The sequence below is a fragment of the Candidatus Pelagibacter sp. Uisw_121 genome (assembly GCF_047722545.1).
Lineage (GTDB): Bacteria > Pseudomonadota > Alphaproteobacteria > Pelagibacterales > Pelagibacteraceae > Pelagibacter.
Window position 1 is genome coordinate 1,175,140 of sequence record NZ_CP159816.1, and the last position, 15,334, is coordinate 1,190,473.

The following is a 15,334-nucleotide window of genomic DNA, read 5'->3' on the forward strand; positions in this document are numbered from 1 at the left end:
GTATTAATGGAAAAAAACTCAGACCTTAAAAATTTAATTCTAAAAACTCTAGATTCTAATAAAGCCCTCGATATAATTTCAATAGATCTTAAGAATAAAAGCTCAATGGCTGACTATATGATTATAGCAAGCGGAACTTCTTCTAGGCATATTCAAGCTTTATCTGAAATGGTATTAGAAAAATTAAAGGGTAATGGAGTAAAAAATTCTAAGATTGAAGGAAAAGAAAGTGTGGACTGGAAATTAGTTGATGGTATAGACTTAATTGTTCACATATTTCACCCAGATAAAAGAAAATTTTATGAATTAGAAAAAATATGGTCACAAGTTATTCCTAAAGAAAAAGTGATGATATGATTTTGACTAAAAGATTTTTTATTTTTTCTATAATACTATTATTTACTTTTCAAAAAAGTTTTTCTGAAAATACTGACATATATAAAAAAATTGATTTGTTTGGTGAGGTGCTTGAAAAAATTAGCAAAGAATACGTTGATGAAGTAGATCAATCAAAAAGTATGGATTCAGCCATAAATGGTTTATTGCAATCACTAGATCCCTATTCAGCATATATGACACCTGAAAGTTTTGAAGGTATGCAAACTGAAACCAGTGGAGAGTTTGGTGGGCTTGGTATTGAAGTTGGCATGGAAGCAGGTGTAGTGAAAGTGATATCACCAATAGATAATACTCCAGCATCAAAAGCAGGCTTAAAAGCTGGTGATTATATTGTGAAGATTAATAATACTCAGGTTCAAGGAAAATCATTAATGCAAGCAGTAGACTTAATGAGGGGGCCTGTTGGATCAAGTATTGAAATAACAGTTAGAAGAAGAGGTGTAAAAAAAGCATTAGTTTTTAATATAATGAGAGAGGTTATTCAGGTTCAATCTGTAAAATCTGAACTTATAGATAATAATATTGGTTATATAAGACTAACTTCCTTTAATGAAAATAGTAGCAAACAAATTAAAGAAAAAATTAATAAATTAAATAAAAATAAAGATCTAAAGGGATATATCTTAGATTTAAGAAATAACCCTGGTGGATTACTTTCTCAGGCAATTAAAATTTCAGACTTTTTTTTAGAAAATGGAGAGATTGTATCGACAAGAAGTCGACAAGCCTCAGAAAATCGAAAATGGTTTGCTAAAAAAGGTGATCTGACAAATGGCAAAACATTAATTATACTTATTAACTATGGATCGGCATCGGCATCAGAAATAGTAGCTGGTGCATTAAAAGATCATAAAAGAGCTATTATACTTGGTGAAAATAGTTATGGAAAAGGTTCTGTACAGTCAATAATCCCTTTAAAAAATAGAGGTGCTATTAGATTAACTATTGCAAAATATTATCTCCCTTCAGGAAAATCTATTTCTGAAGTAGGTGTAACGCCTGATATAGAAGTTACAGAAGGTTCAGATGATTTTAAATTTAATTCTGAAACCGATAATCAATTGAATTTTGCAATAAAATTACTCAACGGATAAATGTCGGACAATAAAGTAAATTTACCTCTTAGAAGTGGAGTTGGAATTGTTGTCCTAAACAAAGATAATAAAGTTTTTGTTGCAAAAAGAACTGATAATCAAAAAAATTTTTGGCAGATGCCCCAAGGTGGAGTTGATAAGGGTGAGGATTATTTAACTGCTGCTTACAGAGAGCTAGAAGAAGAAACTAGTATAAAAAATGTTGAACTAATTAAAGAATGTGATGGATTAATCTCTTATGAATTACCAAAAAACTTATTAGGTATAATTTGGAAAGGTAAGTATAGGGGTCAAGAACAAAAGTGGTTTATAATGAGATTTTTAGGGCAAGATAACGAAATTGATATTAAGACTAAACATCCTGAATTTTGTGAGTGGAAGTGGATTGATCTTGAGAATATAACCGACCTAGTTGTAGACTTTAAGCTACATGTATACAAAGATGTTAAAGAAAAAGTAAAAGAAATTATTAATTAAGAGTTTTTAGCACATCAATTTTTTGATCAACTAAGTATTTATTTTGATCTGTAATATTGCTATTTTTTGAACTTTCTTCTGCTTGAGCAAGTAGTTCACTAGTTTTATCTTTATCAATATCTTTAATATTAAAAATAGAACTTGTTAAAACTGATAAATTATTATTCTTAAATTCAACAATTCCATCCTCAACGTAATAATTGTCTTCTCCTGATTTAGAAAAGATTTTAATAATCCCTGGCTTTAAAAATGAAATAATTGAAATATGGTCTTTTAAAATTCCCATTTCTCCTTCAAAAGCAGGCACAACAACTTCTGTTACATCTTCTTTTGAAAGAAAAGATTTCTCTGGGTTTACGATTTCTATTTTGAACTCTTCACTCATTATGCGGCAGCATCCTTCGCCATTTTTTCTGCTTTTTCTATAGCTTCTTCAATTGTACCCACCATATAAAATGCAGCTTCTGGTAAATGATCATACTCACCATTACATATTGCAGCAAAACCTTTAATTGTAGATTCTAAATCTACTAATTTTCCTGGAGAACCAGTAAAGACTTCGGCAACAAAGAAAGGTTGTGATAAGAATCTTTGAATTCTTCTAGCTCTAGCTACTGTTAATTTATCTTCTTCGGATAATTCATCCATTCCTAAAATCGCAATAATATCTTGTAGTGATTTATAAGTTTGAAGAATTTTTTGCACTTCTCTGGCAACTCTGTAATGCTCATCTCCAACTATTCTAGGATCTAAAATTCTAGAGGTAGAATCTAGAGGATCTACTGCTGGATAAATTCCAATTTCAGCTATTTGTCTAGACAATACAGTTGTTGCATCTAAGTGAGCAAAAGATGTAGCAGGCGCCGGGTCAGTTAAGTCATCTGCTGGTACATAAATCGCTTGTACAGATGTAATAGAACCTTTGTTAGTTGTTGTAATTCTTTCTTGAAGGTTACCCATGTCTGTTGCAAGTGTAGGCTGATATCCAACAGCTGAAGGAATTCTTCCTAATAATGCAGAAACTTCTGAACCTGCTTGAGTAAATCTAAAAATGTTATCAACAAAGAATAATACATCTTGTCCTTCTTGGTCTCTAAAATATTCAGCTACAGTTAAACCTGTTAAGGCAACTCTTGCTCTAGCTCCTGGGGGTTCATTCATTTGACCATACACTAGTGCCGCTTTTGATCCTGGACCTTCTGGCTTAATAACGCCTGAATCTATCATTTCGTGATAAAGGTCATTTCCCTCTCTAGTTCTTTCTCCAACACCAGCAAACACAGAAAATCCACCATGAGCTTTTGCTACGTTGTTAATTAACTCCATAATAAGTACTGTCTTACCAACACCCGCACCTCCAAATAAACCAATTTTTCCTCCTTTGGCATATGGTGCTAATAGATCAACTACTTTAATTCCTGTAACTAGAATTTCTGTCTCTGTTGATTGATCACTAAATTCAGGTGCTGCTCTGTGAATTGGCCATTTCTCTTTTGTTTTAACTTCACCTTTTTCATCAATAGGTTCACCTATTACATTTATAATTCTTCCTAAAGTTTCTGGACCAACTGGAACTTGAATGGGAGCGCCTGTTGCCGTTACTTCATCACCTCTTTTTAATCCTTCAGTAGCATCCATTGCAATTGTTCTAACACTTGATTCACCAAGGTGCTGAGCAACTTCTAAAACTAATCTGTTGTCTCCATTTTTACATTCTAATGCTGATAAAATTTCTGGTAATTCTCCATCAAATTTTACGTCTACTACTGCTCCAATAATCTGTGTGATTTTTCCTTTGCTCATAATTATAAACTTTCCGCTCCTGATATGATTTCAATTAGTTCTTTTGTAATAGCTGCTTGACGACTTCTATTATACTCAATAGTAAGCTTGTCAACCATTTCACCTGCGTTTCGAGTTGCACTATCCATTGCGCTCATTCTTGAACCCTGTTCGCTAGCTGAATTTTCTAACATCGCTTTAAAAATCTGAGTAGATATATTTTTAGGCAACAAATTGCTTAAAATTTCATCTTCATCTGGTTCAAATTCATAATTATCCTCAGAAGAATTTTCTTCTGCTTCAGATGTTTTTAAAGGAATTATTTGTTGTTCTTGAGGTATTTGAGTGATTACATTTTTAAATTTATTATAAAAAATTGTACACACGTCAAATTCTTCTTTTTCAAAGTTTTCAATTATCATTTTTCCTACTTTTTCAGCATCTTGATAATTAATAGTTTTTGAATCTTTAAAAGATATTCTCTCTACAATATCATCTTTATAAACTCTTTTTAATTGATCATATCCCTTAGATCCAACAGTTATAATCTTTAAAGTTTTTCCCTCATCAGATATTTTTTTAAAATATGTTTTAGCTTTTTTAATAATATTTGTATTAAAACCACCACATAGACCACGGTCAGATGTTAACACAATACATAAATGTACCTTATCTTCACCTGTTCCAGAAAGGAGCTTAGGTGCATTTTCCTTATCAGAAATACCACTAGATAAATTAAGAATAATGTTATTCATTTTTTCAGAATAAGGTCTTCCCTTTTCAGCATTTTCTTGTGCTCTTCTAAGTTTAGCAGCCGCAACCATTTTCATAGCTTTGGTAATTTTTTGTGTAGACTTTACACTCACTATTCTTTTTTTTAAGTCGTCTAGTGTTGCCATATTTTAAGAATTAAAGTTCTTCTTAAGTTCCATGATAGTTTCAACTAATAATTTTTCAGTATCTTCTTCAAGCTTACCTGAGCTTAAAACAGATTCTAAAATTTCTGGTTTTTCAGATTTACATTTTTCAATAATCTTAGATTCGAACTCAGCAATATCTTTAAGCTCTATATCATCCAAATAACCTTTAACTCCACAGAAAACTGAAATTACTTGTTCAGCAACTGTCATAGGAGAATATTGTTTTTGTTTTAGAAGTTCAGTTAGTTTTGAACCTCTATTTAAAAGTTTTTGTGTTGATGCATCTAAATCAGATCCAAATTGTGCAAAGGCAGCCATTTCTCTATATTGAGCAAGCTCTAACTTCATTGAACCAGAAACTTTTTTCATTGCTTTTGTTTGTGCCGCAGATCCAACTCTAGAAACTGATAGACCTACGTTAATCGCTGGTCTAATTCCTTGGTTAAATAATTCTGTTTCAAGAAATATTTGACCATCTGTAATTGATATAACATTAGTAGGAATAAAAGCAGATACATCTCCACCTTGTGTTTCAATTATTGGAAGAGCGGTTAATGAACCTCCACCATGCTCATCACTAAGCTTGGCTGCTCTCTCAAGTAATCTGCTGTGTAAATAAAATACATCTCCTGGGTAAGCTTCTCTTCCTGGAGGTCGTCTTAATAAAAGTGACATTTGTCTATAAGCTACAGCCTGTTTAGATAAATCATCATAAATGATTAATGCATGCATACCATTATCTCTATAGTATTCACCCATAGTACAGCCTGTATATGGCGCTAAAAACTGAAGTGGTGCTGCGTCTGAAGCGGTAGCAGCTACAATTGTTGTATATTCCATTGCACCAGCTTCTTCTAAAGTTTTTTGAATTTGTCTAACTGTAGATCTTTTTTGACCTATAGCGACATAGATACAGTAAAGTTTTTGCTTCTCATCTCCAGATTCATTTATTTTTTTCTGGTTAATGATCGCATCAATAGCAACTGCAGTTTTTCCCGTTTGTCTATCACCAATAATTAATTCACGCTGTCCTCTTCCAACTGGAACTAGACTGTCAATTGATTTTAAGCCTGTTTGCATTGGTTCACTAACAGATTGTCTTGGAATAATTCCAGGAGCTTTTACTTCAACTCTACTTCTTTTTGTTGTTTTATCTAAAGCACCTTTACCATCAATTGGATTTCCCAATCCATCAACAACTCTTCCTAATAATTCTTTTCCAACAGGTGCATCAACAATACTTCCTGTTCTTTTAACAACATCACCTTCTTTAATTTTTCTGTCATCTCCAAAAATTACAACTCCAACATTTTCACTTTCTAAGTTTAGAGCCATTCCTTTTGATCCATCAGAAAATTCTACCATCTCTCCAGCTTGAACATTGTCTAATCCATATACTCTAGCAATACCATCTCCTACTGACAAAACCTGACCAACCTCAGTCACTTCTGCTTTATCGCCAAATTTTTTAATTTGTTCTTTTAATATCTTTGTTACTTCTGATGGGTTTATATCCATTTATGCCTCTATCATCCTATTTTCGATTTGTTGTAATTTATTTTTAATGGAAGTGTCCACCATTGTGCTTCCGACTTGCACAATCAAACCCCCAATTAAACTTGCATCGTGTTTGTAGTTTAATTTTATTTTTGAACTAAAGTTTTTAGTCAATTCTTCTTTTATGTTGTTAATCTCATTTTCAGTAAGATCTTTTGCAGAAGTTAATTCTGCTTTTAATTCACCTCTTTTAACTGAACATGTCTCAACAAAGCTTTTTAGAATTTTGTCCACATAAAAAAATCTTCTTTTAGATATTAAGAAACTTAAAAATTTTTTTAATAATTCATTTAATTTATATTGTTCTGAAATTTTGCTTAGAGCATTCAATTGGTCTTCTTTGTTATTTGTTGGATCCTTAATTAAAGATTTAAAATCTTCACTTGAAGCAATTAAATTAATAATTGAAGCAGAATGAACCTCGATCTCACTTAAATTATTAGCTTCTATTGCTAATTCATAAAGTGCCAGGGAATATCTGCCTGCTGAAGTTTCGGAAAAACCTTTATTTTTGCTCAATTTATTGTTCCTTATAAATATTTGAAGATTTATTAAATTTCTGTTTTAGTTAACATATGACCCTATTCTCTTCAAGTCACACATTGTCTAAAAGTGTTATTTTTTGACCGTTAATTGAAGTTTATTGGATCAACATCAACTGTTAGTTTCATTCCAGTAGGAAATTTGAATTTTTCAATGATTTTGGCTAGTGAATTCTGTACTTTTAGTGATTTTCTACCTCTGATCAAAAGTCTTACTCTGAACTTTCTTTTTAATCTAAATATGGGTGCATTTACAGGGCCAAGAACTCTACCTTCGACAGCACTTTCTATAAAAACTTTAAACTTATAAGCCTCTTTTTCAAGTTCTCTTTCATTGCTGCCAGTAATTATTAAAGCAATAAATCTCTGAAACGGTGGAAGATTATTTTCTCTTCTAATTTCAAGTTCTTTATCTAAAAAAATATCAGGATCTTTATTTGTAATGTCTGTTATCATTTTGGTATCTAAATTATAAGTTTGAAAATAAACAGTTGCTGGCTTTCCTGTTCTTCCTGCTCTACCTGAAAGTTGGTGATATAACTGTAAATTCTTTTCTGCGCCTCGTAAGTCATGACCTTGTGATGATAAATCAATATCAACAACAACAATACAATTTAAACTTGGAAAGTGGAATCCTTTAGAAATTAATTGAGTTCCAATTAAAATTTGAATTTTATTATCTATAATTTTTTCTAAAACATCTGCTGAACTTTTTTTATTCATTGTATCACTAGAAAATATAGTTGTTTCCTTGGTGGGGAAAATTTTTTTTACTTCTTCAGATATCCTTTCAACTCCAGGCCCACTAAAAATAAAATCACATTTTCCTTCTTTAGAGCAGTCCCTATTTAGTAATGCTTTGTATCCACAGTAGTGGCATAATAAATTTTGTTTGTTTTTGTGATAAACTAAATTTATTGAACAATTTGGACATGAATAACTAGTAAAACATTTTTTACATAAAACATGGGGTGAAAATCCTCTTCTATTTAAAAAAAATAATACTTGATCTTTTTTTTCAAGATGAAATTTTACTTTCTCAATTGTTTCTTTTGATATCCAAGATTGAGATTCTAACTTTGAATTATTAAGATTAATTATTTCATATTTTGGTAAAGATGCATTTAAATATCTTTGATCAAGTTTTGATAAACTATATTTACCTTTTTTAATATTGTCATAAGTTTCAATAGAGGGGACGGCTGTTATTAAATTGATTGGAATATTTTCAAAGGATGCTCTAGAAATTGCCATATCTCTCGCATTGTAAGTTACTCCCTCATCTTGTTTATAAGATTGATCGTGTTCTTCATCAACAATAATTAATCCTAGTTTTTTAAAAGGTAAAAATAATGAAGACCGAGCACCAATTACAACTTTAATTTTATCATTTGCTATTCCACTCCAAATAATTACTTTATTTTTTTTTGTAATACCTGAGTGCCACACAGCAGGCTTAAATCCAAAAAATTCTATAAATTTATTTTGAAATTGTCCTGTTAACCCAATTTCTGGCAGTAGAATTAACCCTTGAAAACCCTTATTAATTATCTCTTTTAAAGCCTCAAAATAAACCATCGTTTTACCAGACCCTGTAGTGCCTTGTAAAACATGAACTCTAAATTTTTGATTTAATACATTCATTTTTTTTAATGAATCTTTTTGCTCTTTAGAAAGTTTTATTTCATTTTCTTTGATGTCAATTTTGAATGGCTCATACGCTTCAATTGGTAACTTTTCTATGGCATCACTACTTAATAATAACAATTTTAGTGCCATACCTTTAGGGATCATATTGTATTCAGAAAACCAATTTAAGAATTTAATTGTATTTTTCTTTAGTGATGGAACATCTAGTTTTCTTAAAACTTTTTTAATTGCAAAATTTTTGTTTGTTTTTTTTTTCAAAATCATCCCATACAACTCCAGTCAATTCTGACTTTCCAAAAGGTACTACTACATAGTCCCCAACCTTTAAATTTAAATTTGAATTATAGGTAAATGGATGATTAAAAATATTTGGTATAAGAATCGGTACTTTCATATCTTTATAATATGAAAATACTTTAAGAGTGTATTGCTCTTTTATCTACTGATAACGCTGCTTCTTTTACTGCTTCAGAAAATGTTGGGTGTGCATGACATGTTCTTGCAATATCTTCAGCGCTAGCACCAAACTCCATTGCAACTCCAATTTCTCCAATTAATTCACCTGCATGAGGTCCAATAATATGTGCTCCTAAAACTTTATCTGTTTTTTCATCAGCTAGGATTTTAACAAAACCTTCTGCTTCATCAATTGCTTTGGCTCTTGAGTTTGCCATAAACGAAAATTTACCAATTTTATATTTTATATTTGCTTCTTTTAGTTGCTCTTCTGTTTTCCCAATTGAAGCAACTTCTGGAGTTGTATAAACAACACCAGGAATAATATCATAATTAACATGTCCTGATTGTCCTGCAATATTTTCTGCGACTGCAATACCTTCGTCTTCAGCTTTGTGCGCTAACATTGGTCCATCTATTACATCACCAATTGCATAAACATTACTTACATTTGTTTGAAATGCTTTGTTAGTTTTAATTCTTTTCTTTTCATCTAATCCAACACCAATTGCTTCTAAATTTAAGTTAGTAGTATTGGGTTTTCTACCAACAGATATAAGAACCACATCACAATCAAAATTTACTTTTTTTCCATCTTTGTCAGATGTTGAAACTATAGCACCATTAATATTTTTTTTAATTCCTTCTACTTTTGTCTGCATATGGAAGTTAATTCCTTGTTTCTTTAATATTTTCATAAATTCTGAGGATATTTCTCTATCCATACCAGGAGTAATATGCTCTAAAAATTCAATTACATGCACTTCTGCACCTAATCTAGACCAAACAGATCCCATCTCTAATCCTATATAACCTCCACCAACTACAACCATTTTTTTTGGGACCGATTGCAGAGTTAATGCTCCTGTTGAAGATACAATTATTTTTTCATCAAATTCCATACCTGGCAATTCTACTGGTACAGATCCTGTGCTAATTACCGTTTTATCTGCTTCAATTATAGTTTCTTTTTTTTGATCATCTAATATTGAGATTTTATTTGCAGATTTAAAGCTTCCAGTGCCCTTAAAATAAGTGACCTTATTTTTCTTAAATAAAAATTCTACACCTTTGGTCAATATTGTTACCGCTTTATCCTTATTTTGCATCATTTTTTGAAGATTAAGTTTTACCTCACCCACTTCTATGCCAAGTTTAGAAAAATTTTTTGCCTTATGATAATTTTCAGAAATATTTAATAAATTTTTAGAAGGTATGCACCCAACATTTAAACAAGTTCCACCTAATGAGCCTCTTGATTCTATACATGCTGTTTTAAGTCCCAATTGTGCCAATCTTATTGCACAGACATAACCTCCCGGACCACCCCCTATTACAACTGCTTGAAATTTATCTGACATTTAAATATTTAAAAATAACCTTCTTGGATCCTCTAAGTTTTCTTTAACCATTTTTAAGAACGATACTGACTCTTTTCCATCTATAATTCTGTGATCATAAGATAAGGCAAGATACATAATGGGTCTAATTTTAATCTCACCATCAACTACCATTGGTCTTTCAACTATATTGTGCATACCTAACACGCCAGATTGAGGTAAATTTAATATTGGAGTAGATAACATTGAGCCATAAACTCCACCATTACTAATTGTAAAGGTTCCACCTTGAAGATCTTCTATGGTTATTTTTCCATCTCTAGCTTTTTCAGAAATAGTTTTAATATTTTTTTCAATATCAGCAAATGATAATTGATCTGCATCTCTTAATACTGGTACTACTAATCCCTTTTCAGTTCCTACTGCAAAACTCATATTATAATAATTTTTATAGATAATTTCGTCTCCATCTATTTCAGCATTAACTGATGGGTACATTTTTAGTGCAGCAACACATGCTTTTACAAAAAATGACATAAACCCTAATTTAATTCCATACCTACTTTGGAAATCTTCCTGGTTCTCTTTTCTCATTTTCATTATGCCAGTCATATCAACTTCATTAAAGGTTGTTAATAATGCTGCATTTTCTTGTGCTTGTTTTAATCTTTTTGCAATTGTCTGTCTAAGCCTAGACATTTTAATTCTCTCTTCTTGACCATATTTAATTTTTCTTTCTGATGGCTGTGGGTTCTCTCCCATCATGCTAATTAGGTCACCTTTAAGAATTCTACCCTCTTTACCAGAGCCACTAATTTTTTTTAAATCAATTTTATTTTCAACTACCATTTTTCTTACGGCTGGTGAAAGTATTTCATTATTTTTATTTGAAGAATAAATTTTCTCTTCTTTAATCTCATTGGTTAATATTAAAGGTTCTTCCTCTTCTGGTTCTTTAAAAACTTTAGGAACTTCTTTTTTAATTTCTAAATTAACTACATTATTTTCAGTTTTTTTAGGTTCAATTTTTGTAATTATTTTTTTTTTCAGATGGTTGAGTTCCATTTTGACTTATCGTACCAAGAAGAGCTCCTACTTCTACGGTTTCACCATCTTTTGAATTTATTTCAGATAAAACTCCATCTATGGGAGATGGAACTTCTAAATTAACTTTATCAGTCTCTAGTTCTACAATTGCCTCATCTACTTCAACTGTATCACCCTCTTGCTTAAGCCACTTAGCGACTGTCGCCTCAGTAATACTTTCTCCTAGAACTGGTACTAAAATTTTTTCACTCATTTTTATTCAAAAACCTTGTTAATAATTTCTTGCTGTTGTGAAATATGTCTTTTTGCAAACCCTGTTGCAGGAGATGCGTCCGGACTTCTTCCTATATAAGAAATTTCCTTATTATTAGCGTTAATAGTTTCTAATGTCCATTGTATATAATCCCTTACAGAAAACCATGCTCCCATATTTTTTGGTTCTTCCTGGCACCAATAAAATTTAGCATTTTTTGCATACTTTTTGATTTCTTTTACTAAACTTTTAACTGGAAAAGGATAAAGTTGCTCAACTCTGTACAACACTACATCATCCTTTTTTAATTTCTCTCTAGCATCCAACAGATCAAAATAAACCTTTCCCGAACATAGAATTACTTTTTTAATTTTTGAGCTTTCTTTTAATTTTATAAATCCATTTTCTTCATCTAGTGCATGATCCCATAAAATTCTGTGGAAAAATGTATCTTTATCAAAGTCTTCTATATTTGAAACACAATGCTTATTTCTTAATAAAGATTTTGGAGTCATTATTATTAATGGCTTTCTAAATTCTCTATGCATTTGACGTCTTAAAGCATGAAAGTAGTTTGCTGGTGTCGTACAATTTACTATTTGCATATTATCATTAGCACATAGTTGTAAAAACCTTTCTAGTCTTGCTGAAGAGTGCTCTGGTCCTTGGCCTTCATAGCCATGAGGCAGAAGCATTACCAACCCAGATGCCCTTGTCCATTTTCTCTCTCCAGATGCAATAAATTGATCTATTACAACTTGTGCGCCATTTGCAAAATCACCAAATTGTGCTTCCCACATTGTTAATGTGTTTGGCTGAACTAAACTATAACCATATTCAAAACCTAAAACTGCTAATTCTGATAAAAAACTATCTACTATTTCATATCGTTTTTGAACTTTTGAAATATTATTGAGTGGAACATATCTGGAGTTATCTTCTTGATTTCTTAGAACTGAGTGTCTTTGGCTAAACGTTCCCCTTCCTGAATCTTGTCCAACTAATCTCACTGGATAACCTTCTTCTAATAATGAGCCAAATGCCAAAGCTTCAGCTGTTGACCAATCTATACCTTTTCCATCTGATACTGATGCTCTTCTAATATTTAAAATTTTAATTATAGTTTTGTGTAGATTTAATTCCTCTGGTGTTGAATTAATTTTTTCTGAAATTTCCAAAAGTTTTTTCTGGTCAAAACCACTTACACCTCTTTTATCCTTTCCTTTTTCTGGTTTATATCTTGACCAACTTCCCTCATACCATTCAATTTTTGGCTTATAATCTTTTGCATTTTTGTATTGATCATCTAGTAAGCTTTTAAATTCAGTTTTAAACCTTTTAAGTTCATCCTCTGAAAGTGTATTCTCATTTACTAATTTGCTTCCATATACTTCTACTGGTGTAGGGTGTGATCTAATTTTTTTATACATTAATGGCTGAGTAAATGAAGGTTCGTCTCCTTCATTATGGCCAAACCTTCTGTAGCAGATTATATCAACAACAACGTCTCTGTTAAATTTTAATCTAAATTCTGTTGCAATTCTTGTAGCATAAACAACTGCTTCTGGGTCATCACCGTTTACATGAAGTATTGGGGCATCTACCATTTTTGCAACATCTGATGGATATGGTGATGATCTTGCAAACCTTGGGCTTGTAGTAAAACCTATTTGATTATTAACAATAAAATGAATTGTTCCACCTGTATTATGGCCTGGCAAACCTGACATTGCAAAACATTCAGCCACAACACCTTGTCCAGCAAAAGCAGCATCTCCATGTATTAAAATAGGTAAAACTTTATTTCTTTCTTTATCTTCATGAAAAAATTGTTTTCCTCTAGTCTGTCCTAATACAACAGGATTAACTGCTTCTAAGTGCGAGGGGTTATCTGTAAGACCAACATGTATAGAATTTCCATCAAATTTTCTATCCGATGATGCTCCTAAATGGTATTTTACGTCTCCCGCTCCTTCTTCTCCTGTTGTTTGAACGTCTCCCGCAAATTCATTGAATATTCTTTTGTATGATTTTTGTAAAACGTTTGCTAGCACATTGAGCCTACCTCTGTGAGACATTCCAATTTTAACTTCTTTAGCTTCTGATTGACCAGCAATTTTAATAATTTGTTCTAAAGCAGGGATTAGGCTTTCTCCTCCATCTAGTCCAAATCTTTTTGTACCAACATATTTTGTATGTAAAAATTTTTCAAATCCTTCAGCTTGAATAAGTTTATTCAAAATAGCTTCTTTACCATTCTTTGTAAATTGAAGAGAGTTCTCATCCTGTTCAATTCTATCTCTAAGCCATTTTCTTTCGGTTGGATTTGATATATGCATATATTCATAACCAATTGGCCCACAATAAGTTTTGTTTAAAAAACTTAATATTTCTTTTACGGTGGAGTGCTCTTTATTTATTACACCGTCTAAATAAATTTTCTCATTATAATTTTCTTTTTTGAACCCATAATATTCAGGATGTAATTCATCTAAATACTCTGTCTTCATCATTCCAAGTGGGTCAAGCTTTGCTAATAAATGTCCTCTTTGCCTATATGCTCTAATTAAAGCAACGGCTCTGATTGAGTTAATATTACTTTTGATTAAATCTTTTGAATTAACTTTTGTATCATCACTTCCATTAGAAAGTTTTTTGTCTTCTTCTTCGATCCTTTTTTCAATTTCATCAATATCAATTTTTTTTTTTACACCCCATGAGGGACCATTAATTTCCTTGGCAATCATACTTAAATCTTCACTCATACCCTCAAAATAACTTTGCCAGCTTTCAGGAAGATCTTTGTCTTTATTGATAAATTTTAAATACATTTGTTCTATAAATGCACTGTTAGATTTGCTAAGAAATGAAGTTTTTTCGAATTCGAGATTTTTTGATGATGACATCTATTCTATTGATATAATATCAGATAAATAATTTTCAATTAGATAATTTATTAAATAATGTTTTGCCTAGTTCAGATGGCGATTTTGCAATTGTAATTCCACATTCTTCCATTTTTTTAATCTTGTCTTCTGCTCCACCCTTACCACCTGAAATAATAGCTCCTGCATGCCCCATAGTTCTTCCAGGGGGTGCTGTTATTCCAGCAACAAATCCAACCATAGGTTTTTTTATTTTATGGTTTTTAACAAATTCAGCCGCTTCTTCTTCTGCAGAACCGCCAATTTCACCTATCATAAGAATAGATTCTGTCTCATCATCATTTAAAAATAAATCTAAACAATCAATAAAGTTCGTTCCATTTATTGGATCTCCACCAATTCCTATACAAGTAGATTGTCCTAATCCATTTTCAGTTGTTTGCGCAACCGCTTCATAAGTTAAAGTTCCAGATCTTGAAACAATTCCCACAGAACCTTTCTTGTGTATATTTCCAGGCATAATCCCAATTTTACATTCATCAGGGGTAATTATTCCTGGACAGTTAGGTCCTATCAATCTGCTTTTTGAACTATTTAGCTTTTGTTTAACACGAAGCATATCTTGAATTGGTATACCTTCAGTAATACAAACTATAAGCTCAATTGATGCATCAATAGCTTCTATTATAGCTGCTGCTGCAAATTTTGCTGGCACATAAATCATAGTTGCATCAGCACCAACTTCTTTTTTAGCTTCAGCTACGGTATTAAATACTGGACGCTCAAGATGTTTTTGTCCTCCTTTTTTAGGAGTAACTCCACCTACAAGATTTGTTCCATATTCTAATGCTTGTTCTGAATGAAAAGTACCATGTGTACCTGTAAAACCTTGGCATATAACTTTTGTATTTTTATTAATTAAAACTGACATT

At 31.5% G+C, this 15,334-nt stretch carries 13 protein-coding genes and 1 pseudogene; 3 read left to right on the forward strand and 11 right to left on the reverse strand.

The window, feature by feature from the left end; all coding sequences use genetic code 11:
* Positions 1-6 precede the first annotated feature (6 nt).
* From rsfS to ABXT52_RS06290, 3 genes are read left to right on the forward strand one after another with little or no spacing between them, the layout of a single operon-like run.
* Complete coding sequence (gene rsfS / locus ABXT52_RS06280; RefSeq protein ID WP_415271704.1) at positions 7-357, forward strand: ribosome silencing factor; 351 nt, start codon at positions 7-9, stop codon at positions 355-357.
* Complete coding sequence (locus ABXT52_RS06285) at positions 354-1,493, forward strand: S41 family peptidase (RefSeq protein WP_415271705.1); 1,140 nt, start codon at positions 354-356, stop codon at positions 1,491-1,493. The genes rsfS and ABXT52_RS06285 overlap by 4 nt, the downstream gene beginning before the upstream one ends.
* Entirely contained in the window at positions 1,494-1,970 is a 477-nt protein-coding gene (locus tag ABXT52_RS06290; protein ID WP_415271706.1) for an RNA pyrophosphohydrolase, read from the forward strand. It abuts the gene before it with no gap.
* On the opposite strand, the gene atpC is transcribed toward ABXT52_RS06290, so the two are convergent.
* The 11 genes and pseudogenes from atpC to sucD form a co-directional block, all read right to left on the reverse strand.
* Positions 1,963-2,355 (reverse strand): ATP synthase F1 subunit epsilon, encoded by a 393-nt coding sequence (gene atpC, locus ABXT52_RS06295; protein WP_415271707.1) that lies wholly within the window; start codon positions 2,353-2,355, stop codon positions 1,963-1,965. The two genes, ABXT52_RS06290 and atpC, sit on opposite strands and share 8 nt — an antisense overlap.
* Positions 2,355-3,773, reverse strand: a complete 1,419-nt coding sequence (atpD, locus tag ABXT52_RS06300) for a F0F1 ATP synthase subunit beta (RefSeq protein WP_415271708.1) — start codon at positions 3,771-3,773, stop codon at positions 2,355-2,357. Before atpD ends, atpC begins: the two co-directional genes overlap by 1 nt.
* A 2-nt stretch (positions 3,774-3,775) precedes the next feature.
* Positions 3,776-4,651: a F0F1 ATP synthase subunit gamma gene (locus ABXT52_RS06305; protein ID WP_415271709.1), complete on the reverse strand. Its 876-nt coding sequence runs from the start codon at positions 4,649-4,651 to the stop codon at positions 3,776-3,778.
* 3 nt (positions 4,652-4,654) lie between these two features.
* Positions 4,655-6,190: a F0F1 ATP synthase subunit alpha gene (atpA, locus tag ABXT52_RS06310; protein ID WP_415271710.1), complete on the reverse strand. Its 1,536-nt coding sequence runs from the start codon at positions 6,188-6,190 to the stop codon at positions 4,655-4,657.
* Positions 6,191-6,748 carry an ATP synthase F1 subunit delta gene (atpH, locus tag ABXT52_RS06315; protein WP_415271711.1) on the reverse strand — a complete coding sequence of 186 codons (558 nt, stop codon included), beginning with the start codon at positions 6,746-6,748 and terminating at the stop codon, positions 6,191-6,193.
* Between the two features lie 110 nt (positions 6,749-6,858).
* Positions 6,859-8,685 carry a primosomal protein N' gene (priA, locus tag ABXT52_RS06320; protein ID WP_415271712.1) on the reverse strand — a complete coding sequence of 609 codons (1,827 nt, stop codon included), beginning with the start codon at positions 8,683-8,685 and terminating at the stop codon, positions 6,859-6,861.
* Complete coding sequence (locus tag ABXT52_RS06325) at positions 8,645-8,815, reverse strand: hypothetical protein (RefSeq protein WP_415271713.1); 171 nt, start codon at positions 8,813-8,815, stop codon at positions 8,645-8,647. The genes priA and ABXT52_RS06325 overlap by 41 nt, the downstream gene beginning before the upstream one ends.
* Positions 8,816-8,837: 22 nt before the next feature.
* Positions 8,838-10,238: a dihydrolipoyl dehydrogenase gene (gene lpdA, locus ABXT52_RS06330; protein WP_415271714.1), complete on the reverse strand. Its 1,401-nt coding sequence runs from the start codon at positions 10,236-10,238 to the stop codon at positions 8,838-8,840.
* Positions 10,239-11,517 (reverse strand): annotated as a pseudogene (gene odhB / locus ABXT52_RS06335) (2-oxoglutarate dehydrogenase complex dihydrolipoyllysine-residue succinyltransferase).
* Between the two features lie 2 nt (positions 11,518-11,519).
* Positions 11,520-14,423 carry a 2-oxoglutarate dehydrogenase E1 component gene (locus ABXT52_RS06340; RefSeq protein ID WP_415271715.1) on the reverse strand — a complete coding sequence of 968 codons (2,904 nt, stop codon included), beginning with the start codon at positions 14,421-14,423 and terminating at the stop codon, positions 11,520-11,522.
* Positions 14,424-14,457: 34 nt separating this feature from the next.
* Positions 14,458-15,333, reverse strand: coding sequence for a succinate--CoA ligase subunit alpha (gene sucD, locus ABXT52_RS06345; RefSeq protein ID WP_415271716.1), 876 nt, complete (start codon positions 15,331-15,333; stop codon positions 14,458-14,460).
* Position 15,334: the final 1 nt, after the last annotated feature.